Source organism: Pirellulales bacterium, from assembly GCA_035939775.1.
Classification (GTDB): domain Bacteria; phylum Planctomycetota; class Planctomycetia; order Pirellulales; family DATAWG01; genus DASZFO01.
Window position 1 is genome coordinate 1 of record DASZFO010000257.1, and the last position, 24,313, is coordinate 24,313.

Sequence of the window (24,313 nt, forward strand, 5' to 3'; positions counted from 1 at the left end):
GCCGTCCTCTTTGCGTGGTTTTGGGTGACGGTCTTGGTCATCGGCTGTTCGCGCGGCCGGCGGTTTGTTGAAAAGTTGCAACAGAGTCGGCAGATCCGAGACCAGCGTCAAGAGCAAGAAGCGACACGGGCGCTATTGGAACTGGCTGGCGCCTCGATTGATGATGAGCATTCGGAGCAGCGCCGGCTGAATCCCCAATCTCCAAATCTACAAGTCTCCAAATCTCCAAATCAATTTGCATGATGCAACCGATTCGTTTCATCTTCGCGCTGCACGACCATCAGCCGATCGGCAATTTCGACGGCGTCTTCGAGCAGGCCTATCAAGATAGCTACCGGCTGTTCCTCGATCTATTCGAGCAGTATCCGACGATGCGGATCGCGCTGCACACGAGCGGCCCGCTCATCGAGTGGCTCGATGGGCATCACCCCGAATACGTCGATCGGCTGGCTGGTCATGTCGCCACGGGACGGATCGAAATCATCGGCGGGGCGTTTTACGAGCCGATTCTCTCGATGATCCCGTCGCGCGATCGCGTCGGCCAGATTCGCTCATACACCGAATGGCTACAAAATCGCCTGGGCGCCGACGTTCGCGGCATGTGGATCCCGGAACGGGTCTGGGAGCAGGGTTTTACTAGCGATCTCGTCGCCGCCGGAATCGAATACACGATCCTCGACGATTCGCATTTCAAGAGCGCCGGCTTGAATGCCGATCAGCTCCATGGTTATTACCTTACCGAGGACGACGGCCGCTTGCTCCGCGTTTTTCCCGGCAGCGAGCGGTTGCGGTATGTCATCCCCTTCGCCGGGCAACAGGAAACGATCGACTATCTGGCCCACGTCGAGCAACAGCATCCGAACGCGGTGGCGGTGTTCGCCGACGACGGGGAGAAATTCGGCGTCTGGCCGGAAACGAAGCTGAATGTGTTCGATCGCGGCTGGCTGCGGCAATTGTTCGACATGCTCGCGGCCAATGAGAGTTGGATCAAGATGGTCACTCCCGCGGAAGTGATCGACTCGATCGCGCCGATTGGCAAAGTCTATTTGCCCGAGGGAAGCTACCGCGAGATGACCGAGTGGGTGCTGCCCCCGGACCAACTTGCCGAGTACGAGCAGGCCCGCCGCGAACTGGAGCCGGACCCGCGCTGGCCGCGGATCGCGCGGTTCGTCCGCGGCGGCTTCTGGCGGAATTTCAAGGTCCGTTATCCCGAGACGAACGAGATGTATTCGCGGATGATGATGGTCAGTCGGCGATTGCAGAATCTCGTCGAGGCGGGCATGGACAGCGACATGCTCCGATCGGCCCGCACCGAGCTATACCGCGGGCAGTGCAATTGCGCGTATTGGCACGGAGCATTCGGCGGCACCTATTTGCCACATCTGCGAAACGCCATCTACAATCACCTCATCGCTGCCGACGGTTTGCTCGACCGCGCTGTTGGCCGGCCGACTCCTTGGGTCGAGGCAACCTCCGACGATCTGAATCTCGACGGCCGCCCGGAGGTGCAATTGGCCAACGACAAGCTGATCGCACTGATCGCTCCTGGCCGCGGCGGCCAGATTTACGAACTCGACGTGCGGTCGATCTGCCACAACCTGCTAGCCACGCTCAGCCGCCGCCCCGAGGCCTATCATCGCCGCGTGCTGGCCGGGCCGAACGGCGCCGGCGGGAGCGTGATCGATTCCAGCGCGCCGGCGAAGTTCAAGCAAGACGGGCTGGAACACAGAGTTCAATACGACTCTTATTTGCGCAAGAGCCTACTCGATCATTGGTACGACGACGACGTTTCGCTGGACGCCTTGGCTCGTGGCGAAGCCCTGGAGCGTGGCGATTTTCTCGCGCTCCCCTTCGAGGCTAAGCTCCGCCGCAATCCGAATCGAATTCAAGTGCAATTGATCCGGCAAGGGAATGCTTGGGGAGTGCCGCTCAAGATCACCAAGGGAGTGACGCTGGGCGCCAGCTCCGAAATGTTGGAGGTCGCTTATCTCATCGAGGGCTTGCCGCGCGATCGGTCGATGCACTTTGGCGTCGAATTCAATTTCGCCGGTTTGCCGGCCGGGGCCGAAGACCGGTTCTTCCATTTGGGCGCCAACCGCAACGGCCGCCGCCTCGGCCGCATGGAAACGCGGCTCGACTTGACCGACATCGAGGATTTGGGGCTTACGGACGAATGGCTCGGGATCGACGTCGGCCTGGCGTTCTCACAGCCCACGAGTCTCTGGACCTATCCGATCGAAACGGTGAGCCAGTCCGAAGGAGGCTTCGAGCTAGTGCATCAATCGGTCTGCGTCACGCCCCACTGGCACGTCCGCGGCGACGCCGACGGCCGCTGGAGCGTCAAGATTCTCCTCGGCATCGACACCCGGCTGGCCGAAAGCCGGATGGAAAAACCCGCAATCGCCGTTCACGGCTGAGCGACTTATCTCCCTCTCCCTCTGGGAGAGGGCCGGGGTGAGGGGCGAGAACCTAGTGCTTTGTCACAGATTGATTTTAGAGTTGAGTGTTTTTCGTAGCGGCGGCTTCCAGCCGCCGTTCGCTGGAGCAAGGCGAAAGGTTCTTTCGGCCGCGGCAAGAAATCGGGAGGATGCCGCCGCGCCATCGCTAGCGACGCGCGCCGCGATCTCCAGCGGGTCGGCTCGCGCCCGTGGGCGGCAAAACACATGACGGCGCACGGCGGGTCACCGCCTCTTGCGAAGTGAACCGCGCTTTGGAACTGCACTGCGAATTTCGGCCCAATCCCGAGCGGTCATTTTCTCGGGCGGCCGGCTGGCCAATCCTCGCAGCAGTTCCGACTCCAACGCATCCCGTGCCGATTGGCGTTGATCCAAGCGAATCAGTTCCCGCACATACTCGCTCGCGCTGCTATATCCTCCCGAGTGGACGCGGACTTGGACAAACTCCTTGAGCCCTTCCGGAATGGCAATGTTCATTGTGTCCATTTTGCACATGACTTCTCGGCTTCCATCCTGGCCCGCATGACAAGAATTGGCAATATCTGCCACCCGGACAACTGGCTTGCGCGGAGGCGTGTGACAGCGGTCGAAGGCGACTTCCGCCGCGTCGCGAGGCCATGTGGTCAGGCGCCGAGATTGGCGCTGAGCGTCGCGATGAGTGCGCTTCGTTCGCCGCGCGTATTCACCGGCAAGCGACGCCAATTCGAGCCGTCCTTGAAGTGGGCGTACAATCCGGTCGGGTCTTCGTGGAAATGGATGAACGCGGACGACTTTAGATAGAATACGCCGCGCTTTCTTTCCGTGAGACCGTCCAACTCACGTAGCTTCGCGAGCAGCGGCTCAAGCTGATCCAGCGTTGCTGTGCCTGCATGCTTCATTGATGCACGGCGCGGAGTTGTTGAAAGCCGTCAGTTCCTTCCCGCCGCATCCAGCCGGAAGACTTCTTGCCCGTCGAACACCGCATCTTCAACGCAACCGTCGCGATTGCGGGCGCGGAGCCAGGTGTTCCAGCCTAGGCGGCTGCCGGGGCCGGAGTCGTCGGCTAGGATGCAGTCGGGGACGGCGTTCGCTTCGAGCAAGAGTTGCACGTCGAAGTCGAGCGTCGGGCCGATGAAGAGCCGCGTCAGATGCGAAAGCAGGAAGAAGGCTTTCGATTTTTTCACCGCCGCGCGATAGGGCAAGAACTCGGCGAACTGGTCATAGTCGAGCGGGCCGAGGCGGATGCGGATTCGCCCCTCGACGTCCCAAATCCGCTCGCCGATCACCATGTCGATCCCGAGGGCGCAATGCCCGGTCTCCAAACCCAATTGGGATTGATCCGACGGCTCCAGTTGCAGCCATTGGCCGTGGAATTGCCGCACTTCCACCGTCGCCTGGAAGTAATCGGCCAGGATCGCGGCCAGCCCGGCGGCGGTCCGCGGCCGACGGGCGAAGAGACCGGCGTAGTGCAGGATCGCCGTGTCTTCCACGCGGGCGACGACTTGGTCCTTTGAGTCGATCGGCGGGGCAAGGGGGACAGTCACCTTTTGCTGCCGACCATCTGGTGATTGTGCCCGCTCCGCAAAAGGGGACGGTCCCCAGCCGGAAACGCGGATACGATTCCGCAGGCTCGCCATACCCAGCCCCGAAAGGCTCAGCAGGCAATGCGTGAACGGGTCTGGCGGATGCTCGGCGTGTTGCCCTCGCTCGTACGGAAGATAAAAGCGATATTTCTCCCACGCGCGGAAGAAATGCGAGAGCATGCGGTGCGTGAAGATGTCTAGCCAATCGCGCAAGGCGTGCTTCTCGGAATGCTTTGCATCGCGCTGAATCCGCATCAAGAGATCGGTGTAGTGCCGCGGCAGCACGCCGCTCGGCCCGGTGAGGCCGAAGAATGCCACGCTCATCGCCGGCGGCAGGCGGCCCGTTCGGTCTGGCCGAAGCTCGTAGATTTGGCTCGGCGGGAAATTGTGCGACAGATGGGCCGCGAACCGCGCGACTTCGCGCCCGGCAGGGCCGTCGAAGCCGACCGGATGCCGGTCCGGATTGAGCTTTTCGAGCAGCCGCACGGCCTGAAAGAAATTGAACGTCGGTCCCTGCGCGAAGAGCCGTTGCTCGACGGTCATCTCCGCGAGATCGACGTCCGCCGTGGCAGACGCTACAGCAATTGTTGGTCGCCCGCTCGCAGTGGCCATTTCTTGATGATCCCTCCGGTTTGCGTCGTCTTCGCCACGAGTTGAGTGAACGAATTGATCCCGGCATACAGGCCGAGGAACCGCTCCAAAATGCAGGCGAACAGAAACGCGCCGGTGCCGATGTATTTTTCCTCGTCGAACTCGATCGACACTTCGAGGCCGCGGCAGAAGCCGCTTCCCGAATGACTTCCGGTGCGGCCGATGATCCGTCGCGTGCCGAGTCGGGCGATCCCTTCGATCAACTGCCGCGTGACGTCGGCCAATTGCTGCTGGCCGGCTTGCGGATCGCTGAAATCATAGAGCCGGAGGATTTCGCGCAGGGCGTCGCGCCCCTCGGTCGGATCGTCGAGCGAGAGATAGTTGAGCGTAAGATGCGAGACCAAGGCCCAATAGCGGCCGCGGCGCGGCGGCGCCCGCAGCGGCGCCGTCGGCGTCTTGAGACAGCGAATGCCGGACAGCGGCGCAGCCCCCTCCAACTCGAAATAAAGCCGCTCTCCGGCGTGCTGGAGCTGGTTCGGTAGGTCGCGGTTGGTGCAGATGGTGCGCACGACCATCGTGTCGTCCGCCGGCAGACGCGCGTGGAAATCGAGATCAACGAGATTGAGAAACAGCTCGGTGCCGCGGTCCCCTTCGAGCGTCGAATTGCGGCGCGAGGCATGCCAAAAAGTCTGCCCCTCGTCGCCATCGCGATTGTGATGAAACGAGTAAAACGGCCGATAGGTCGTTGTGACCGAGGTTTCGGGGTCGGTGCTCGTCACCTCGTCGATCGAGTAGATCTCCATCCCGCGCGGCTGGGCCACGTCGGGAACGATCCGATATTCGTAGCGGCTCTGGTCGAGGACGATCGGCTCGGCGACCTGTTCGAAAAGGTTGACCACCGGCGTGCAGCCAAGGCGAAATGTCGATTGATCGACCCATTCCTGCACGCGCGGGATCGTGTGGTTCAAGTACAGGACGACCTCGAGCTTTTGCCCGAATCCGGCGTGCTTCGCGCGCTGCCAGCCGCCGATATCGACGAACAGGAATTTCTCGCGCATCGCGAAGAATTCGCTCAGCAGCCGATAGCCCATGAAGCTCCGCGACGGATAGGGGAGCAGCCCTTCGTCGGAGGTGAAGCCGACTTGCGCGAGGCACTCTTGCGGCGCGAGCACGATCGGCTGCACCTTGGATTCGGGATCGAGCGAGCGGAAGACCACTTGCGTCGTGTGGTTGAAGATCAGCTCGTACAACAATCCGACGACGTGCCCTTCGCCGAAAAGATAGAGTCGCAAGTCTTCGAGCGAAAGCTGCGAGAATCTCAAACCCGATTGGCACTCGAACTGCAACCGCAGCGCCGCGGCCGTCCGCCGCGGCGGCTCATATTCCCGCGGGAACGGCGGCGATTGCAGCGCCGCGCTCGTCAATTCGATCGGCCACAAGGTCACGGGATAGCCCGTGCGGAAGCGGCAGGCGAGATTGCCGATCTTGGCCGTTTGCAAGCGGCTGCCGCGCGCGATCGGGAAGCCGTCGGGAAGCGGCCCGCGGCTGGCGTCCAAGTCGAACTGGACGATCGCCATCGACGGCACGGGCGCGAGATAATGCGGATAGAGCACGCTCAGGAGCGCTTCGGTCAGCTCGGGGAATTCGTCGTCCAGTTTGTGGTGAATTCGCCCGGCCAAGAGCGCGAACGATTCGATGAGCCGCTCGACGTGCGGGTCGCCGCTGCGGTTCGGCTCGAGGAGCAGCCGCCCCGCCGCCGCCGGATAGCGCTCGGCGAACTCCTCGGCAAACTGCCGAATGAAGACCAGCTCGCGTTCGTAATAGGGAAAGAGCGATTCGCTCATCGCAATCTCAATTCTCAATACTCAGATTTCAAACTTTCATCGTGCGGATTTGCGTGCAACCGGTTGTGAGTTCCATCACCGTCTCGAACGAGATGTCGGGATAGGGCTCGATCCGCAGCCGGGCCTCAATCTGAAATCGCACGCTGAGATGATGAGCGCCGCGGCTGTCGTCCTTCACGTGCACCGTCACCTCGCGCAACCGCGGCTCGAAGCGGCTGATGATTTCCTCGACCATTTGACCGATCGAATTGCGCTGCTGCGGTGTCGATGTCGACAAGGAACCGAAATCGGGAATGCCATAGCCCACCGGCGACTGCAGGATCTCCGGATACTCCTCGGGCAAATGGATGATCGATCGATGCGTATTGAGCAGATCTTCCAAATCGCGGCGCACGGCCAGGATCACCTGCTCGATTCCGTAGCCGGCCCGAGCCGCTGTACCCGCGGAATCCGGATCGATCAGCCGATCCAGAATCGACGGAGTAAGAGCTTGATTGAGATCCACGCGAGCCATTGCGACGGCCTTCGCAAACGTAAACGGCGAAACGAACGTGAGTTATATCACAGATTCGCCGATGGCTCGACAGGGATTTATGGCGAATTGCAGCGGAGCATCGGAAACGATGCTCCGCGCGGTCTAACTACATCCCTGATACCGGAAGCGCCCCGGAAACGCGCCGACGCTGGCAGCGTCGGCCACGATCAAACTCAACTTCGCTACGATTGCGGCGGCTCGGTTTCGCCGCCATCGCTCGGCGGTGCGTCGATTTGCAATTGGCGCCATTCGAGCAGGGTCGAAGCGTCTTCGCCGGCCAGAAACATCCGCAAGCCACGACCGAAAACGGGACCGTCGTCGTCCCCGAGCCAATCGGTCATCCGGCCGAGCTTGACCTGCTCGTCGGCGTGGGTGTGCGAATCGGGATAGAGGGCCGGGAGAAAAATCTGTCCCGCTTCGCCGACGTGCGTTTCCAGCCGCGCCCCCGCCCAGAGCAGATCGCGGGGAAATCGGGGCGGATTGATCGCGATCAACTCAATGTCTTCCAGCGGCACCCAGAAATAACTTCCCTGAGCAAAAACCTCGATCACGCCGCCGAACAGATCATCGCAATCGCGCAGTCCGTCGAAGGGCCGATCGTTGAGTTGGCCTTTCACCAGCGGCGCGGCCTCGGCCGCTTGGGCCAAGGACTCGGCGGCCTCGGCGCGACGGTTTTCACGCAGGTGGCCGAGCGCCTCCAGCCGCAGTCGAACATGCTCGGCATGCGAATCGGTCAGAAACTTCGGCTGCGCCCCTTCGTGAAACACGCGGCGGCGGGCCTCCTCGGATTCCAGCAGGCGTCGATACTCCGAAACCGCCGCTTGCAGCTCGAGTTCGTCGTAGTTCAGCGCGTCGATCTGCTTCCGGGCTCGATCGAGTTCGCCGGCGAAGGCGAACAACTCGAACAAGAATAGCCGCTTTCCCTGGTCGGCCGGATTAGCCTTCACCTGGGCAATCTGGAAGTCGATCGCTTCTTGCAACTTGCCGGCTTGAAACAGCTCGTGGCCATCCATCGTATTTCCTATCTGCGCGACATTTCCCTTTGCGCAACGAAGTTCCAGCCCTTGACGTTGGCCGTCCCGAGGGTGCCCTCGGCGCTTTGCGATTTGTACGACATCTCGCAAGTTTGAAAGCAGAAATCGATGGTTTCCTCCGGCGGGTCCGGACCTTGCGTCTGCAAATCGTAACCGACGATGTACACTCCGCGGAATGTGACCGTGAAATAGGCCTTGGGGTGCTTGGCGTGTGCGCCGAGCTTGCGGATGGTGATCTTCGCCTCGTCGAAACTGTTGTATTCGTGCCGCTTCGGCTTGAACGAATTGCTGAAATAGGCCTGAGCCAAAATGGGAGTCGCCTTTTCGATCTGCTTGGTGATCTGGAAGCGGTAGTCCTCCTCGATATTGCCGGTGCGCTTCGCGGTGCCGACGACGGGGAGCGCGGCGTCATCGTCGTCGTCGTCCCCTTCCTGTTTGGCGGCCTTCTTGTCGGCTGCCTTGGCCTTGGCCAGTGATTTCGCATCGCCGAAGCGGAACGACATGATCTCGAGCAGGGCCTTTGCTCGGGCGCTCTCGTTTTGCTTGGAGTCGAGCGCTTCGCCGGCAATCTCGGCCGTCATCTTGCGGCTCGGGGTCAACTCCAAGAATGCGTCGAGTGATTGTTTAGCCATTCGTCGTTCCGTACAAGCGTGCCACCAGCCGCCGTGGCGCGCTCCTCACGCTCCGCCGTGAGACTGCTTCCTCACGGCGGAAGACAAGAAGTACACCCTACCATGCGCCGCGCTCAATCATATCCCATCCCCCTTTGATTGCTGCCGGCTCCAGGCCGCCGGGCTCTTGCTGGGGCTTGTATTCCACGCGGCACTTGGCGAACACAAGATTGATCGTTTCCTTGGGGATCGCATCGCCGCCGATGTCGAGCGTGTACCCGGTCACGACCACGTCGCTGAAGACAAACGTAAGGAAAACCTTGCGGTTGCCTCCCGTCGCCTTTTTTACGTAGAGGGTCGCCGATTCGAACACATCGCGATTGTTCAAATCTTGCGTGCTGCAATAGGCGCGAAACAGGTCGGGCGACGAAAGATCGAGTTCCTTCGTAATCGTGATCTTGCAGGCATCGACCTCCGCCAGATCGGTCCCCTCCAAATCCTTCAGCTCGCCTTCGTCGAATTCCTGCGGAGCGGAGGGCTCATCGCCGAAGAGGGAGGCGATTCCCGCCGCCCCATCGTCGTTGAAACGACCCCGGGCAACGCCGTGCCTGAGATTCGCGTCTTGCGCAGCGTACAACCCTTCCTTGTCCGGGAATCCCTGCGAACTGCCGAACTGGAACGACACGATCTCGATCAAGCCGGGAAACTTGTCGTCGGTCGATTCCCCTTCGATCGGCTCACCGTCTTTGACGAGCTTCAGAAAACCGTCGCACCATTCGGAAGGCATATATCAGCTAGCCGTCGAAGCTCGTGCTGTTGGTCACCTTGTTCCAGGCCCGTTCGACGAGCTTGCCGAGCACGCCGTCCTTGCCCTGCGGCTTATAGCCGATCTTGAGCGCGCCGTATTCGAAGACCACCGTCTCTTCCGGCACGTCGTCGCCCGAGGAGCCGGACCATTCGACGCTCTTGATCGCCACGAGCTTGAAGTCGTACGAGAGGTAAACGTCACCTGACGTCGTGCCCCCTTTGGCGCCCGACTTCCGCAGGCGAAGTTCGACCTTTTCGTAGTGCCCGCCCTTGCCGCAGGTGGAAGCCAGGATCGGCGACGCACAATCGGTCTGCTTCTTGATCGTAAACTCCTTGAAATCGGCCTTACCCGCGCCGGCGCCGCTGGAAGCGGAGGTGATGTTCAGGGTGTTTTCGATGCCGAAGGAAAACTCCTTGATCTCGAACCAACCCTTGAACATGCTATCCGTGCTCTCTCCCTGAATCGGCTCCGAAGCGCCCGCCGCGGGATAGAACTTGACAAATGCGTCGAATGCCATGATCGAACTCCTTGGACTCCTTGAAAATCAATGAACCAACCGTGAGTGAGCCTGTCCGCCGTGAACTAAGACTGCGTGAACAAGGCTGCCAGCCTTGAACGACCGCGTCTAGCCCTTCTTGGGAACTTCCGCCACCAAACGCATCGAAGTCGTCAATGCTTCCAACTGGTAGTGCGGGCGCAAATAGGCCACCGCTTCGTACCAGCCCGGCCGGCCTTCGACTTCGCGAACTTCGACCTTCGCGTCGGCCAGTGGGAATTTCGCTTTCGTTTCGTCGCTGGCCCCGTTTGGATCGCAGACGAAATTCTGAATCCAATCGTTGAGCCACTGGGCGCAATCCTTGACCTCCATGAACGAGCCAATCTTATCGCGCGCCATGACCTTTAGGTAGTGGGCGAACCGCGAGGTGCAAAGGATCAAGTTGAATTTCGCCGACAGCTCGGCATTCGCATTCGCGGCCGGATCGAAATAAGTCTTAGGCTTCTGGCACGATTGCGCGCCCATGAACACGGCATAGTCGGTCCCCTTGGCGTGGATCAAAGGTAGGAAGCCGAGATTCGACAGCTCGAACTCGCGGCGGTCGGTGATCGCGATTTCGGTCGGGCATTTCATCGCGACGTCGCCATCGTCGGTCGGGAAGGTATGCACGGGAAGCCCTTCGACTCGGCCACCCCCTTCGACGCCGCGGGTGCGGGCGAACCAACCCCATTTGGAGAACGAGTCGGTGATTCGCGCGGCATACGTCCAGGCGGCGCTCATCCAGAGATACTTGTCGTGGTCCTTGCCGTCGACGAATTCCTCGAAGTTGAATTCCTCTACGCGCTTGAATTCCGCTCCGTACGGCAAGCGGCCAAGCGTCTTGGGAAGCGTCAGGCCGACGAACCGCGAATCCTCCGATTCCCGGAACGACTTCCAAGAGGCGTATTCCACGCTGTCGAAGATCTTGGCCAGATCGCGCGGGTTGGCTAGTTCCGTGTAACTGTCGAAATTGAACATCTTCGGGCTGGTGGCCGCGATGAACGGGGCGTGCGAGGCAGCGGCCACGTTCGAGATCATCTTCAGCAAGCTGATGTCTTCCGGTCCGCGGCCAAAGTCATAGTCGCCGACCAACATCCCATAGGGCTGGCCGCCGAGCTGGCCGTATTCCTCTTCGTAGATCTTCTTGAATAGGGCGCTCTGATCGAATTCCGCGGCCTTTTCGAGGTCTTTGAAGAGATCGCGCTTGCTCACGTTGAGCACCCGGATCTTGAGGTTCTCGCCCGTCTCCGATTGATGCACTAGATAGTGCAATCCGCGCCAACTCGATTCCAGCTTTTGGAAATCGGGATTGTGCAGGATTTCGTTCAACTGATGCGTCAACACTCCGTCGATCTGGGCGATCCAGTGCTTGACGTTGGTTTCGACATCCTTCGAGATGACCTCTCCGGGCTTGACCACCTGATTGAGAAACTGCCGGAAATAGTCCTTGGCCCGAGCCGCCTCTTGGTCCGTCTGCGGCCGGGTGGCCGTGATGACCTGATCGAGTAGGTCGAGCGTTTCGGCTTCTTGCCCGGCGGCACTGGCGGTTTGTTCGGCACTGCTCATGCGATTAACACCTGAGTAAAGTCGTGAAGTTGATTTCGTTGCGAGCCACGAGAATTCGGCCCGGCGCGCCGCAAACGGCGGAGCGGACCGAAGGGATCATTCCTTGGGAGCTTCGACGCCCAGTTGTTCGGCGAGCTTCTTCGCGGCGTCGGTGTTGTTCAACACCTGACCGAGGAGTTCTTCGAGCTTATCGTTTCCTTCCATCTTGCTCATCAATTGAGTGAGCCGCTTGCGCATTTCGAGCAGCTCGCGGAGCGGGCCGACTTGCTCGGCCACGCGGGCGGGCTCGAAATCGTCGATATGCTTGAAGTTCAGCTCGACGCCCAGCTTGCCGTCGCCAGTGATCTTGTTGTCCACTTTGATCGCAACGCGCGGGGCGGCCTTTTCCAGCACGCTATTGAAATTGTCGCGGTCGATGCTGACCACTTTCCGCTGCTTGAGCGGCGGCAGTTTCTCTTTGGGCTGGCCGGAAAGATCCGCCAGCGCGCCAACCACGAACGGCAATTCGGTCTTGACCATCGCGCCGTTGGTCTCGACGTCGTAAGTGATCTGAACGCGCGGCCGGCGGACGCGGTCCAATTTATGTTGCGTGCTCTCTTTCGACATGACGCTTCTCCGGAACAACAGGGTAGTATCGGTCGTCAGCGAACTCGGCCAAACCGGATTCAAGCCTGAGGCCGCCGATTCGGTATCCGCCCGCCAATCGTTTTACAAGTGTAGCACCGGCTACGCAGAATTCGGCCTTGGCCCGGCAACCGGTAAACCGCATTGCAACTGATTAGCACACGGTAGTTTCGAGCAATCGCCCGAACTTGTCAAGCGGTTCGCAAAGGCTCTTCGCGAAAGCTTGGCGAAACCATTTTTTCGGAATGAGCCCCTCGCTTGCTGTCGTGCGGCCGCCAGCCCTAGAATGCCTTTGTCGGAACCGCTGCTGCAAGACGCTTTGTCCTTCGTCGTTTGGCCTTCGTACTTCGTCCTTCGTACTTTGCACTTACCTGATCCCCGTGGCCGACGACTTTTACAAGACGCTGGGAATCAAGCGCGACGCCTCGCAGGCGGATATTCAAAAGGCGTATCGCGACCTGGCACGCAAATACCATCCGGATCTAAACCCGAACGACAAGACGGCCAAGGAGAAGTTCCAAAAACTACAGGCCGCCTTCGAGGTGCTCAATGATCCGAGCAAGCGCGAGTTGTACGACCGCTACGGCAGTTCGTTCGAATCGTTTGCTCACGGGGGCGGTCCGCGACCACAGGGGCGCGGCGCCTGGCAAGCCGGCCCGGCCGCCGGCGCCCCAGACATCGATTTCAGCGAGTTCTTTGGCGAGCGGTATGCCGGCGATCCGAGCGCCGCGTTTGGCGATATGTTTGGCCAGTTTCGCCGCGCCGGTGGCGGCCGCCGCGCGAAAAAAGGCCGCGCGCCGGCGGGCGCCGATGTCGAAAGCCAGATCGAAATCCCGTTTCAAACGGCGGTCACAGGGGGCAAGGTGGATCTGACGTTGCAACGCCCCTCCGGACAGACCGAAACGATCAGCGTGAAGATCCCGCCGGGTGTCGATGAGGGAAAAAAGATTCGACTCCGCGGGCAAGGGGACTCGATCGGAGGCTCACCGGCTGGAGATTTATTGCTGACGATCCACGTTGCCCCGCACCCGTTCTTCCATCGACGCGGAACAGACCTCGAAGTGCGATTGCCGGTGACGCTCGCCGAAGCGGCGCTGGGAGCGAAAGTCGATGTGCCGACGCCGGGCGGAACCATCTCGCTCCGCATCCCGCCGCGCACCTCGAGCGGAAAAAAACTGCGCGTTAAAGGGCACGGCGTCAAAACAGCCGATGGCCCACCCGGTGATTTGTTCGCGGAGGTATTGATCGTGCTCCCGGAGCGAATCGACGAGGCGGGCCTGGAAGCGATCAAGCGACTTGATGCCGAACAAAAGCAATCCCCAAGAGCCGATCTGCGATGGTGAGTGAACTCGTGGCAATCGCGACGGATGTTGGCCGGCTGCCCTGGTTGTTCGCCGAGAATGAGGGCGTGCCGCTGCTCGAACGGCTCGATCCGACGCAGCGGGCGGCGGTGTTGGCGGCGCTGTTCGGATTGGTGCTCGTCGGACTGGCGCTAGTCGCGTTCATCTGGCTAGGCGGCCGCTTCGTCCGCCGCCAGAATAGCCGCAACCCACCCCACCGCCCACCACTCCAAAGCGATTGGGACCGCAAACAGCCGCTGGAGGAAAAGAAGCCGCCGAGGGACGTGTGACGCGTCGCTTGCTTTCGACTTTTCATACCTGTCCAGCCGCATGACCAGCCAGCGCTTCTTGCCTCAGTTTCGGTTGCGGCGGCCGGGGGATTTTGAGCGGGTGTATGCGCGGCGACGGTCGGCGTCCGACGGTAGAATGACCGTTTGTTGCTGCGAGAATGGGTTGCCGTATTGTCGGATCGGATTGTCGGTCTCGTCGCGCGTCGGCGGCGCGGTCGCGCGGAATCGCTGGAAGCGGCTGTTGCGCGAAGCATTTCGCCTGCGGCGGACGGAATTCTCGGTTGGGGTGGATTTCGTGGCGATACCGCGCGGGAGAGCCAAACCGGATTTCGAATGGCTGAGCGAGGCATTGGTGCGGCTGGCGAAGCAGGCCGCCGCGCGATTGGCGAAGGACGTGCGATGACGTGGCTCGCGAAAAGTCGGTCGTGCCTGAAGGCCGCGCCGGGATGGCTGCTGATCGCAATGGTCCGGGTTTATCAATGGACGCTCAGCCCGCTTGTGGGACGGCAATGCCGCTTCCAGCCGACGTGCAGCAACTACTTCATCGGCGCGGTGCAAAAATACGGGGCGATTCGCGGCACGCTCAAGGGCCTGGCTCGGATTCTCCGCTGCCATCCGTTCCATCGCGGCGGGTATGATCCACCGTGAGGGAGCCGATTTTGGATTTCCGATTTTGGATTTTGGAGTGGGAGTGGAACATCCGGCGGTCGCTGTGGCGACATATTGCAGATCGGTTTTCCCCTCGCCGCGACGGTGCTACGCTTAAGCAATGTCACGTCGCAAGAGAGGCAATTCGACCGAGCTCAGAGCGGCACCAGCTTCGCGGCGGAGTGGCGGCGATGTCGGCGGCGCGGCCTTCATTGCCAGTGCGGACGCTCGGCTGCCTCAAGCCGCGGCTTCATCGAGCCGGTTGTCAACGCTGGTTTGCGTTGTCCTGATCGCGGGGGCGACAGTAGCGGCGTATCACAACAGCCTTCGCGGCCCATTTGTTTTTGACGACAGCTATTGGATCGTCGAGAATCCCTCGATTCGGCATCTTTGGCCGATTTGGGATGTGCTCTTTTCGGAGCGTGCCATTTCGTACGGCGGTCGCCCGGTCGTGGCCCTGAGCCTGGCTGTCAACTACGCTTGCGGCGCCAACGTCTGGGGCTATCATGCGATGAATGTCGCCATTCATTTCTTGGCGGCGTTGACATTGTTCGGCGTGATTCGTCGCACGCTGTCTCTGCCTCGCCTCCGAGATCGCTTTGGCCCCGCGGCAACTCCGCTGGCGCTCATCGCAACGTTGCTTTGGACGGTCCATCCTCTGCAAACTTCAGCGGTCACGTACGTCATTCAGCGTGCTGAAACGCTCGTCAGCCTGTTCTATCTGCTCATTATCTACTGCGTGATCCGTGGGGCGAACGCGAGCGAGAGTAGTTCAAAGCGCAGCAAGGCTAGGTACATTGGCGCCGTGGCGGCAGCGGTGCTCGGCGCGGCGACCAAGGAAGTGGTCGTGACCGCTCCGGCCGTATTGCTGCTCTACGATCGAGCATTCTTGAGCGGATCGTTCCGCAACTCGCTTGCTCAACGCTGGGGCCTGTACTTAGCGCTGGTAGCGAGCTGGGGCGTGACCGTCTGGGGATTAGTTTCAACGCGGCTTCATGCCGGCTCAGTCGGTTTTGCCGTGTCGGAGTTCACTTGGTGGTCGTATTTGCTGACTCAGCCCGGTGTTTTGCTGCATTATCTGCGGATGGCGGTTTGGCCGTCTGGACTCGCATTGGATTACGGCTGGCCACGAGCGCAAACTTTCGGGGAGATCGTGCCGGCAGCGGCGTTGATCGTAGGAATGTTGGGCTTCACTTTCTGGGCGGTCGTGAAACGTCCGGTGCTCGGGTTCTTGCCGGCGGCATTCTTTTTGATCCTGGCGCCGACTTCCAGCTTTGTTCCCATCTTGGATGCGGCCTTCGATCATCGCATGTATTTGGCACTGGCGCCGGTGGTTGTCCTCGCCGTGTCGGTCGGATATGTGTTCTTGGACCGACGCCTATCGCGGCCAACGGCAACCGGCGCGCAATTCGTGGTGCGACGCTGGGCGGCGCCTCTGGCGGCGCTAACAGCGATTTTGATCGCACTCTGCTCAGCGACTATAAAGCGCAACGACGACTTTCGCTCGGACGTGGCGATCTGGCAGGACACAGTCGACAAACGCCCGCAAAACGCGCGCGCCCACAATGGACTTGGCGACGCATTTAAGGACCAGGGAAACACCGAACAGGCGCTTGCTCAATATGAGCAAGCGCTCGAGATCAAGCCGGAACTCAGCGAGTCTTTCTTGAGCCTCCTCCACATTCTTTCGGCACAAGACCGTCTCGATCGGGGAATCGAACATGCTCGCCAGGTTTTGAAGTCTCAGCCCCGGAATCCGCAAGCCCATAACAATCTGGCCGGGTTTCTCGCGGCGGCAGACCGGCCGGACGAGGCTCTGGTTCAATTCAAACAGGCCCTGGCCATTGACTCCGACAACCTCGACACTCATATCAGACTCGCCGACTTTTTCTTTCATCAAGGAAAGTTGGACGACGCCATTGCTCAATACCAGCTCATTTTGCGAGCGCAGCCCGACGCCGCGGACACACGAAACAATTGGGCTCGCGCGCTGGCCGCTCAAGGTCACGACGCTGCCGCTCTCGCCGAAGCCCGGCGGGCATTGGAAATCAAGCCCGATCTTGCCCCCGCCCATCTGACCCTTGCCGATGTTTTCGCGCACCAAGGCAAAGCTGACGAGGCAACCGTCGAATTGAAAAAGGCACTGGAAATCAACCCGGATTTCGCTGAGGCGCACCACAATTTGGGCTTCCTGCTAGCGAATCGAGGCAAAACGGATGAGGCGATCGCGCATTTCCAGAGGGCCTTGGAAATCAAGCCCGATCTTGCCGAAGCTCACAACAATCTGGCCGTCACTTTGGAGAGATCGGGCAAGGACGACGCGGCCATCGAGCATTTCCGCAAGGCGATCGAGATCTACCCGCGATACCCCGAGGCTCATAACAACCTAGGAGCGCTCTTGAGCAATCGCGGCAACTTCGACGACGCGATTACCCATTTGCGCAAGGCCATTGAATTGCGACCGGATTACGACGAAGCCCGCAAAAATCTCGACCTCGCTCTCCAGCGGCGGGATGCTAGCGTTCTCCGTTCCAGCAAATTGCTTCCTGGGCTGCCCACTTCCGCGGGAAAATCGAAGTCGCCTTGACCCTCGGCGGCCAACTTACTATCCTCCCGCGGTTCGATTGCCCGTCTTTCCACGCATTCGCGATCAATTCGTCCGGCACCATTCCAGTCGGCGCATGGATGCGCCTCAAGCGGAGCGGTGCGCAGGCAGTTTCAACGGAGCGCAGAGGCATGAAGCCTTTTGACGCGGACTTATTATCTCACCTCGGCCGCCGCGAATTCCTCGTCTGCGGGAGCTTGTTATTTCTGGCGGGCTGCGTGGCTCCTGCGGTCCGATCGCAGAGCCCGGAAGACGCGGAAATGGCGTCGATCGAAAAGCAAGTCCGCTTGATTGAGGCGGTTGCCGTGCCGTTCGGGATGAATTACGTGAGCGCGGAAGGTCCGGCGTTGATTGTCGGCCTGAAGAACACCGGCAGCGATCCGCCGCCGGATCCGAAACGGGCCGAACTCCTGGCCGACATGAAGGCCCGCGGCGTTGTGAACCCAAATACCGTGCTGGCCTCACCGAGTACGTCTCTGGTTTGGGTCAAGGTGTTCTTGCCGCCAGGCGCCCAGAAGGGAGACCCGCTCGACATCACCGTGCGCGTGCCCCCTCAAAGCGAAACGACGAGTCTCTGGGGTGGCTGGCTGATGGAGGCGCGGCTCAAGGAAAAGGCCTTGTTGATGGACAATCAGGTTCACGATGGTCACGTGCTGGCGATCGGCGAGGGACCGCTGTTGGTCGATCCGCCCGGTTCGGCCGACGACAAGGCCTCGCAACTTCGGGCCCTCGTGCTCGGCGGTGCGCGAGTGCTCAGGGACCGCAATCTCGGGCTATCGATCAAGGATGCGGACAAGTCGGTCTTTCTGAGCAAGCAGATCGGCGATGCGCTCAATCGGCGCTTTCATACATTCGCACATGGAACTCAACAGGGCGTCGCCACGCCGAAGACCGACACGTTCATCGAGCTGCAAATGCACCCGCGGTACAAGCACAACTTGCCGCGCTACATTCGCGTGGTCCGATCGGTCGCGATTCACGAAACTCCTACGGAACAAATCGGCCGGCTGAAGTTGCTCGAGAAGCAATTGCTCGACGCCGTCACATGCGAAACCGCCGCGCTGCGGCTGGAAGCGCTCGGCAAAGATGGCATGCCGGTGCTCAAAATCGGCATGAAATCGAGCGACCCCGAGGTGCGGTTTTACTCGGCCGAAGCGCTGGCGTATCTCGACGACGCCTCGTCGGCCAAGCCGTTGGCCGACGCGGCCCGCAACATCCCAGCCTTTCGGGCGTATGCGCTCACTGCCCTCAGCTCGCTCAACGACGTTGAATCGAGCGACGAACTCAGGGCCTTGCTCGACGTGCCGAGCGCCGAAACTCGCTATGGGGCCTTCCGCGCGCTGTGGGGCATGAACGAGCGCGATCCGCTGGTGAGGGGAGAGAACCTCGGCGGCAAGTTCAACTACTGCGTGCTCAACACGGCCGGGCCGCCGATGATCCACGTCACTCGCAGCTTCCGGGCAGAGGTCGTGATGTTCGGGCCGGGGCAGGTGCTGGCGCTGCCCGTGTCGCTCGAGGCGGGCAAGTCGATCGTGATCAACGGCCGCGATGCCGATCAGGTCACCGTGAGTCGATTCGCCGTCGGCGAGGCCGACCAAAAACGGGTCGTCTCGAACCAAGTGGACGACGTGATCCGGGCGATTGTCGAACTGGGAGGCGACTATCCCGACGTGGTGCAATTCCTCCAACAAGCGAAGGCCAACCGCGCCCTGTCCTGTCGACTGGAAGTCGACGCGCTGCCCAACCCCGATCGCCATTTCGATCGGGAACGCGGCGAGGCGGCGACCGCCGGCAGCGACGATCCGAACTATCAAGTGACCACGCCACTCCCGAACCTGTTCTCGAATTCCGCTCCGAAATAGGGGGCCGCCGACTTCGATTCGCAAGCGAACCGGCTAACGAATGCCCTGCGGCTCCCGGCCCATTGTTGGAGTTCAGGCTTTAGCCTGCTGTTGGCGGCCTGAAGGCTGGACTCCAACAATCTGACCTCCGACCTCCGACTTCCGACTTCCGATCTCTGACCTCCGGCCCGCCGTCTCGCCCATGCTGAAGGCCCTGGAACTTGTCGGATTCAAGAGCTTCGCCGACAAAACTCGGTTTGAGTTTCCCCAGGGGATCACGGTCGTAGTCGGTCCCAACGGCTCGGGGAAATCAAACGTCGTCGACGCCATCAAGTGGGTGCTCGGCGAACAAAGCGTCAAGAGCCTGCGCGGCAAGGAGATGGCCGACGTCATCTTCAACGGCTCCGCCACGCGCAAGCCGCTGAATACCGCCGAGACGACGCTCGTCTTCGACAATTCGGACGGCCGGCTGCCGATCGATGCCCCTGAAGTCCATATTTCGCGGCGAGTTTATCGCAGCGGCGAAGGGGAGTATCTCATCAATCGCCAGCCGAGCCGGCTTCGCGACATTCGCGATCTGTTCGCGGGCACCGGCGCGGCGACCGAGGCCTATAGCGTCATCGAGCAGGGAAAGGTCGACGTGCTGCTGCAAGCCTCGCCGCGCGATCGGCGCGTGATCTTCGAGGAGGCGGCCGGCATCAGCCGTTTCAAGGCGAAGAAAATCGAAGCCCTGCGACGGTTGGACCGTGTCGAGCAGAATTTGCTCCGGTTGTCTGACATCGTCGACGAAGTGGAAGGCCGGTTGCGCACAGTTCGCCAACAAGCCAGCAAAGCGCGGCGGTACAAGGAGCTTGCCGATCGCCTTCAAGAGCTGCGGATCCAAGTCGGTTGGGCCGACTGGCGACAGTTGACCGAGAGACTTACCGCTGCGGAGGCCGAAATCGCCTCGCTTCGCGACGAGGCGCAATCCGCGAACTCACAGGCCGAAACGATTGAAGCCCGGGCGCTCGAGCTGGAAACGGAGATGGCCGAACTCGATCGGCTGATCCGCACGAGCGAGGCGCGAATTACCGAGAATCGCGAGCGGTTGGCCGCGCTCGAATCGACCATCGAGCATGAGCGGTCGTATACCCGTGATCTGGACGAGCAGTCCGCGCGGCATCGACAGCATTTGGCCTCGCTCAACGTCCGCGTCGGCGACGTGGAAGGTCAGATGCAGGCCGCCGTGGAAGCCGCCGCGGACGCCCAAGAGCGGCAGCGGCAGGCTAGTAGTCGACTGGCCGACCACGAACGAGCGCTCACCGCGCTCACCGCCCAACTCGACCAAGTCCGCAATGAGAACGAGCAGCGCCGCGTCTCCTTTCTCGCCGAGACCCGAGCGGCCGCGACGCTGACGACGGAGATCGGCTCGCTCGAATCGCAACTGGCTCGCGCGGAATCGGCGCGTGAGACCTGCCGAGCCCAACAGGCCGGACTCGAGAATCGACGGCGTCTCCTCCAGACCGAATTGGCCGATCTCGAGGCGCGCCAGCGTCAATTGGCGGACCAATTTGGCTCACGAGCCGCGGCACTAACGGCGGCGCAAAACCAGCTCATCGAAGGCCGCCGCCGCCAGACGCAGCGGCAGAAGGAATTGGCGAAATGGCGCGAGCGCCGCGCCGCGGCCGCCGAGCGGTCCCGAGTGCTTACCGAGCTGGAAAATCGCCTCGAAGGCGTCGGCGCCGGAGTTAGGGAAGTGCTGGCGCTGGCCAAGACCGACGCGACGGGGCCGTTTGCACGGGTTCGCGGAATGTTGGCCGATCTGCTCAATGTCGATGTTCAATTCGCGCGGTTCATTGAACTCGCGCTTGGCGAAAAGGCCCAGCATCTCGTGGTCTCACCGGCCGAGCCCTTGCTGGCGTTCCTGGCCGCCGAGACGCGAAGCTTTCAGGGCCGCGTTGGTTTCTTGATGCTCGGCAAGGGGCAACACGAACCCGGGGATTCCGCATTCGAAGGACGCGAAGGTGTGATCGGGCGGGCCGAACGCTTTGTCCAAGTCGCGCCAGAATATCGGCCGCTGATCGGCCGGCTTCTCGATCGGACTTGGATCGTCGCCAGCCTGGCACAGGCCTTGCGGCTCGCTCCCTTGGCACAATCGGGAACGCAATTTGTATCGCTCGGGGGCGAAATGCTCCTGGCCGACGGCACACTCACGGTCGGCCCCTTGCAAGCCGCCAGCGGCCTCATCTCGCGGCGAAGCGAACTGCGGGCACTCGCGCAGCAGATCGCTGAATTCGACAAATGCATTCGAGAAGTCGAAGGCGTTCTCGCCAGCCTGGAAAACCAATTGGCCCGGCAAGATGTCGCCGTCGTCGACCTGACGAGCGAACACCAGCGGGCTGCTGAAGCGTTCGCCGAGGGCCGGATGCAGCTCAGCGCCGCCGCACAGCAGCACACGCAATTGGAACAGCAGATCGCGGCTCTCGTCACGTCTCGCGCCGCGGCCGAGCGCGAATGGGAAACGATCTCGGCATCGCTCGCCGCGGCCCGTGCCCGGCTTGACGAACGGCAGGCGTCGTTGGCTCAAGCGGAATCGCGGATCAGCGATAATGTCCGGCGAATCGCCGAACTCGACGAGGGACGCGAGATTCGTAATCGAGAGACGATGGCAGCCAAAGTGGAATTGGCCCGCAGCGAGCAACAACTCGAGCATCTCCGCGCCCAATTGCGGCAGTTCGAACAGGATCGCCGCGAGCGGCATGGAGCCATAGCCGACGGCCAGGAGCAACTGGCGCATTGCGTCGGCCGTATTCGCGAATCGGAAGAGCGGATTCTCACTGCGGAATGCCAATTGGCCGAGCTATATCTCCGCAAAGAAGCGATGAGCGGCGAGACCGTCGCCCTGAACAATCGCCGCGAGTCCTTGCGGCAGGAGCGGACGACCGCCGCGGATGAAGCCCAGCGGCACCGCGCGCGAGTTCGAAAACTTGACGAAAAACTGCACAAGAGAGAATTGATCGCCGGCGAATTGAACCATGAGCGGGGCGTCCTCGTCGATCGCCTTCGCGAGGATTACGGCATCGAACTCAATAATCTGAGTGAGCCGACGGCGGAAGAATCGCGCGAGCGAGCGGTCGTCGAAGAGGAAATTGCCGATCTGCGCCGGAAACTGGCCAATATCGGCAACGTGAATCTCGATTCGCTGCACGAGGCCGACGAGCTGGAAGCCCGCTTCGCCTCGCTTTCGACGCAGTTTCAAGACCTGACCAAGGCCAAATCGTCTTTGCAGCAGATCGTCGGCAAGATCAACGCCGACAGCCGCCGCCTCTTCGCCGAGACGCTCGAGACTGTGAAAGGCCATTTTCAAGAGTTGTTCCGCAAGCTGTTCGGGGGGGGCCAGGCCGATATCGTGCTTGAAGAAGGGACTGACATCCTGGACACCGGGATCGAGATCGTCGCCCGACCGCCCGGCAAGGAGCCGCGGAACATTTCGCTCTTAAGTGGCGGCGAAAAGACGCTTACCTGCGTGGCGCTGCTGTTGGCGATCTTCCGCAGCCGGCCCAGCCCGTTCTGCGTGCTCGATGAAGTCGACGCGGCGCTCGACGAAGCGAATACCGAGCGGTTCGTTGGCGTGCTGACGGAATTCCTCGCCTGGACACGTTTCATCGTGGTGACGCACTCGAAGAAGACGATGACCGCGGCCAATACGCTCTACGGCATCACGATGCAGGAATCAGGCGTCTCGAAGCGCGTCTCGGTGCGGTTCGAGGACGTCCGTGAAAACGGCGAGATTCGCGAGGACGTCGTCGCCGCGCCGGATCGCCCCGCTGCGAATGACGATTCTGACCAGCGGCGCGCGGCTTAGCCCATCCGGACGACTGGTAACGCGACCAGTGTAGTCATCACGCTCCGCGTGATGTCAGTTCCTCAGGCGGAGCGTGAGGACTACACTCGTCACTTGCCGCTCGCCCCTAGCCACCGGCGATGCAGGCGCTACGATCCATATAGATGACAAATAAAGAAAAAGGTGGCGGGATCGCGACCACTGCGCGAGTCCGCGAGGAATCGTATCGTCGGGTGCAAGTCAAAGGCGGCAGACCAGTTGGTCGCCGTACAACCCGTAGTAACCGGTGGTCGTGCTAGGGGCGGTAGGGCTTCTCTGACCGGTTCGAGCGTTACGATTGGCGAAACTTTCTAAAGTCAGCCCTCGACGCGACTCGAAACTAATCATCGGAAGGCTTGCTCTTGCAGGCGATTGTATGACCGGCCCCGCCCGGCCGTTACAGTCGCGAGCGCAAACCATCCGCAGGGGGGACCTGCAACAAGAGGCTATGCCTTAAATGGATCGACGGCCGGATACCGGCCTGTCGCTCCATCTCGTTGCTTCTCTCCCGAAGCGTCCATTGGCCGCGTGTTTGGCTATGTCGGCGCGACTCCGTATCGGGATGGTTGAACGGCAAGTTCTCCATTTTACGGATTTTCGCCCACCTCCAAGCCCACGGCTTGCCGATGTCACTATTGAGGCACTGGACAGAGGGAACTGAGCCACCGCCAAAAAAAGAAGCAAATACGTAGACGCCCCGATCCAGATGTCGATGGATGGCCGGTAACCCCACAGCCGGCTCAGAAGGAACTGACCCCGCGTCAGTCCATTGACATGGGGCAAAGAAGCTGGCGTCGGAACGTAATGACGTTCAGGCAGCCCAGCCGACTTCCCAAACCAAGCGAGAGTATGGAGAGCCTGAGATGAAGGTCTTCACAACCGGACAGGTCGCAAAGATCTGTAAAGTGGCCCCGCGCACCGTCAGCAAATGGTTCGATTCCGGTCGGCTCCGCGGCTATCGAATCCCCGGCTCGCAAGACCGGCGGATTCCCCGCGAGTATCTGATCAAGTTCCTCAAAGAACACGGAATGCCGTTAGGCGATCTCGAAGATGAAGCGATGGCCAAAGTGCTGGTCGTCGGCCAGGACCAGGTCCTGATCGAGAACCTCAAGCGGCAGCTCCCCGTGGAACGCTCGTTCAAGATCGCAGTTGCCGCCAGCGGTTTTGAGGCCGGCATCCAAGCCGAGAGCTTCCATCCGGACTGCATCATTGTCGATTTCTCTATCGGTCGCGTCGAAGCGTTGCAGATTTGCCAAAATCTGCGCCGCAATCCCGAGTATGCCGAGACGATCCTGATCGCCCTGCTGCCGGACGACGGCAGCTCGACGAGCTTCGATCGTTCGAGTATCAACGAAACGTTCAAAAAGCCGTTCGACGTGGCCCTGTTGGCCGAGCGTCTGCGGACCTTGATCGGCGCCCGCAAGGAACTGGTCTAAGCGGGCTGGGTGGCACTGACCAGCGGGGCGCCCCCTGGGCCCGTTCAGTGTTGCGGACCCGCCAGCTAGACCCTCGTCGCCGCTCCAAATCAACCCGTCGCGGATGGACCCCCGCGACGGTTTTT

General features: G+C 61.0%; 19 protein-coding genes. 9 read left to right on the top strand and 10 right to left on the bottom strand.

What is annotated here, in order from left to right; genetic code table 11:
• Positions 1–242 precede the first annotated feature (242 nt).
• Positions 243–2,417, top strand: a complete 2,175-nt coding sequence (locus VGY55_15985) for an alpha-amylase/4-alpha-glucanotransferase domain-containing protein (protein ID HEV2971476.1) — start codon at positions 243–245, stop codon at positions 2,415–2,417.
• Positions 2,418–3,079: 662 nt separating this feature from the next.
• Here VGY55_15985 and VGY55_15990 read toward each other — a convergent pair.
• The 10 genes from VGY55_15990 to tssB form a co-directional block, all read right to left on the bottom strand.
• Positions 3,080–3,334, bottom strand: coding sequence for a hypothetical protein (locus tag VGY55_15990; GenBank protein ID HEV2971477.1), 255 nt, complete (start codon positions 3,332–3,334; stop codon positions 3,080–3,082).
• A gap of 30 nt (positions 3,335–3,364) precedes the next feature.
• A complete protein-coding gene (tssG, locus tag VGY55_15995) occupies positions 3,365–4,630 on the bottom strand; it encodes a type VI secretion system baseplate subunit TssG (protein HEV2971478.1) in 1,266 nt (421 codons plus the stop codon).
• A complete protein-coding gene (tssF, locus tag VGY55_16000; GenBank protein HEV2971479.1) occupies positions 4,594–6,453 on the bottom strand; it encodes a type VI secretion system baseplate subunit TssF in 1,860 nt (619 codons plus the stop codon). Before tssF ends, tssG begins: the two co-directional genes overlap by 37 nt.
• Positions 6,454–6,481: 28 nt before the next feature.
• Positions 6,482–6,967: a type VI secretion system baseplate subunit TssE gene (gene tssE, locus VGY55_16005; protein ID HEV2971480.1), complete on the bottom strand. Its 486-nt coding sequence runs from the start codon at positions 6,965–6,967 to the stop codon at positions 6,482–6,484.
• A 203-nt stretch (positions 6,968–7,170) separates the two neighbouring features.
• On the bottom strand, positions 7,171–8,001 hold the full coding sequence (locus VGY55_16010) for a type VI secretion system accessory protein TagJ (protein ID HEV2971481.1): 831 nt from the start codon (positions 7,999–8,001) through the stop codon (positions 7,171–7,173).
• 8 nt (positions 8,002–8,009) lie between these two features.
• The gene (locus VGY55_16015; protein ID HEV2971482.1) at positions 8,010–8,654 is read right to left on the bottom strand and encodes a type VI secretion system tube protein Hcp; all 645 of its coding nucleotides are present in this window, start codon (positions 8,652–8,654) and stop codon (positions 8,010–8,012) included.
• A gap of 97 nt (positions 8,655–8,751) precedes the next feature.
• Positions 8,752–9,420 carry a type VI secretion system tube protein Hcp gene (locus VGY55_16020; GenBank protein HEV2971483.1) on the bottom strand — a complete coding sequence of 223 codons (669 nt, stop codon included), beginning with the start codon at positions 9,418–9,420 and terminating at the stop codon, positions 8,752–8,754.
• Positions 9,421–9,427: 7 nt separating this feature from the next.
• The gene (locus VGY55_16025; protein ID HEV2971484.1) at positions 9,428–9,958 is read right to left on the bottom strand and encodes a type VI secretion system tube protein Hcp; all 531 of its coding nucleotides are present in this window, start codon (positions 9,956–9,958) and stop codon (positions 9,428–9,430) included.
• A gap of 108 nt (positions 9,959–10,066) precedes the next feature.
• The gene (tssC, locus tag VGY55_16030; protein HEV2971485.1) at positions 10,067–11,542 is read right to left on the bottom strand and encodes a type VI secretion system contractile sheath large subunit; all 1,476 of its coding nucleotides are present in this window, start codon (positions 11,540–11,542) and stop codon (positions 10,067–10,069) included.
• A 96-nt stretch (positions 11,543–11,638) separates the two neighbouring features.
• Positions 11,639–12,148 carry a type VI secretion system contractile sheath small subunit gene (tssB, locus tag VGY55_16035; GenBank protein ID HEV2971486.1) on the bottom strand — a complete coding sequence of 170 codons (510 nt, stop codon included), beginning with the start codon at positions 12,146–12,148 and terminating at the stop codon, positions 11,639–11,641.
• Between the two features lie 398 nt (positions 12,149–12,546).
• On the opposite strand from tssB, the gene VGY55_16040 reads away from it, so the two are divergent.
• The 8 genes from VGY55_16040 to VGY55_16075 all read left to right on the top strand — a co-directional run bounded on the left by VGY55_16040 (position 12,547) and on the right by VGY55_16075 (position 24,188).
• The gene (locus tag VGY55_16040; protein ID HEV2971487.1) at positions 12,547–13,509 is read left to right on the top strand and encodes a J domain-containing protein; all 963 of its coding nucleotides are present in this window, start codon (positions 12,547–12,549) and stop codon (positions 13,507–13,509) included.
• The gene (locus VGY55_16045) at positions 13,503–13,796 is read left to right on the top strand and encodes a hypothetical protein (protein HEV2971488.1); all 294 of its coding nucleotides are present in this window, start codon (positions 13,503–13,505) and stop codon (positions 13,794–13,796) included. Before VGY55_16040 ends, VGY55_16045 begins: the two co-directional genes overlap by 7 nt.
• A 40-nt stretch (positions 13,797–13,836) precedes the next feature.
• The gene (gene rnpA / locus VGY55_16050; protein HEV2971489.1) at positions 13,837–14,199 is read left to right on the top strand and encodes a ribonuclease P protein component; all 363 of its coding nucleotides are present in this window, start codon (positions 13,837–13,839) and stop codon (positions 14,197–14,199) included.
• Positions 14,196–14,444: a membrane protein insertion efficiency factor YidD gene (gene yidD, locus VGY55_16055; GenBank protein HEV2971490.1), complete on the top strand. Its 249-nt coding sequence runs from the start codon at positions 14,196–14,198 to the stop codon at positions 14,442–14,444. Before rnpA ends, yidD begins: the two co-directional genes overlap by 4 nt.
• 121 nt (positions 14,445–14,565) lie before the next feature.
• Positions 14,566–17,031 carry a tetratricopeptide repeat protein gene (locus VGY55_16060; GenBank protein ID HEV2971491.1) on the top strand — a complete coding sequence of 822 codons (2,466 nt, stop codon included), beginning with the start codon at positions 14,566–14,568 and terminating at the stop codon, positions 17,029–17,031.
• Positions 17,032–17,180: 149 nt separating this feature from the next.
• Positions 17,181–18,911 carry a flagellar basal body P-ring protein FlgI gene (locus VGY55_16065; GenBank protein HEV2971492.1) on the top strand — a complete coding sequence of 577 codons (1,731 nt, stop codon included), beginning with the start codon at positions 17,181–17,183 and terminating at the stop codon, positions 18,909–18,911.
• A gap of 181 nt (positions 18,912–19,092) precedes the next feature.
• Entirely contained in the window at positions 19,093–22,734 is a 3,642-nt protein-coding gene (smc, locus tag VGY55_16070; GenBank protein HEV2971493.1) for a chromosome segregation protein SMC, read from the top strand.
• A gap of 881 nt (positions 22,735–23,615) precedes the next feature.
• Positions 23,616–24,188 carry a helix-turn-helix domain-containing protein gene (locus VGY55_16075; GenBank protein HEV2971494.1) on the top strand — a complete coding sequence of 191 codons (573 nt, stop codon included), beginning with the start codon at positions 23,616–23,618 and terminating at the stop codon, positions 24,186–24,188.
• The last annotated feature ends 125 nt before the right edge of the window (positions 24,189–24,313 follow it).

Excerpts from the sequence above, each read along its gene's own strand:
- VGY55_15985 (HEV2971476.1), top strand. The coding sequence starts at position 243 with ATGCAACCGATTCGTTTCATCTTCGCGCTGCACGACCATCAGCCGATC.
- VGY55_15990 (HEV2971477.1), bottom strand. The coding sequence starts at position 3,334 with ATGAAGCATGCAGGCACAGCAACGCTGGATCAGCTTGAGCCGCTGCTC.
- tssG (HEV2971478.1), bottom strand. The coding sequence starts at position 4,630 with ATGGCCACTGCGAGCGGGCGACCAACAATTGCTGTAGCGTCTGCCACG.
- tssF (HEV2971479.1), bottom strand. The coding sequence starts at position 6,453 with ATGAGCGAATCGCTCTTTCCCTATTACGAACGCGAGCTGGTCTTCATT.
- tssE (HEV2971480.1), bottom strand. The coding sequence starts at position 6,967 with ATGGCTCGCGTGGATCTCAATCAAGCTCTTACTCCGTCGATTCTGGAT.
- VGY55_16010 (HEV2971481.1), bottom strand. The coding sequence starts at position 8,001 with ATGGATGGCCACGAGCTGTTTCAAGCCGGCAAGTTGCAAGAAGCGATC.
- VGY55_16015 (HEV2971482.1), bottom strand. The coding sequence starts at position 8,654 with ATGGCTAAACAATCACTCGACGCATTCTTGGAGTTGACCCCGAGCCGC.
- VGY55_16020 (HEV2971483.1), bottom strand. The coding sequence starts at position 9,420 with ATGCCTTCCGAATGGTGCGACGGTTTTCTGAAGCTCGTCAAAGACGGT.
- VGY55_16025 (HEV2971484.1), bottom strand. The coding sequence starts at position 9,958 with ATGGCATTCGACGCATTTGTCAAGTTCTATCCCGCGGCGGGCGCTTCG.
- tssC (HEV2971485.1), bottom strand. The coding sequence starts at position 11,542 with ATGAGCAGTGCCGAACAAACCGCCAGTGCCGCCGGGCAAGAAGCCGAA.
- tssB (HEV2971486.1), bottom strand. The coding sequence starts at position 12,148 with ATGTCGAAAGAGAGCACGCAACATAAATTGGACCGCGTCCGCCGGCCG.
- VGY55_16045 (HEV2971488.1), top strand. The coding sequence starts at position 13,503 with ATGGTGAGTGAACTCGTGGCAATCGCGACGGATGTTGGCCGGCTGCCC.
- rnpA (HEV2971489.1), top strand. The coding sequence starts at position 13,837 with ATGACCAGCCAGCGCTTCTTGCCTCAGTTTCGGTTGCGGCGGCCGGGG.
- yidD (HEV2971490.1), top strand. The coding sequence starts at position 14,196 with ATGACGTGGCTCGCGAAAAGTCGGTCGTGCCTGAAGGCCGCGCCGGGA.
- VGY55_16060 (HEV2971491.1), top strand. The coding sequence starts at position 14,566 with ATGTCACGTCGCAAGAGAGGCAATTCGACCGAGCTCAGAGCGGCACCA.
- VGY55_16065 (HEV2971492.1), top strand. The coding sequence starts at position 17,181 with ATGAAGCCTTTTGACGCGGACTTATTATCTCACCTCGGCCGCCGCGAA.
- smc (HEV2971493.1), top strand. The coding sequence starts at position 19,093 with ATGCTGAAGGCCCTGGAACTTGTCGGATTCAAGAGCTTCGCCGACAAA.
- VGY55_16075 (HEV2971494.1), top strand. The coding sequence starts at position 23,616 with ATGAAGGTCTTCACAACCGGACAGGTCGCAAAGATCTGTAAAGTGGCC.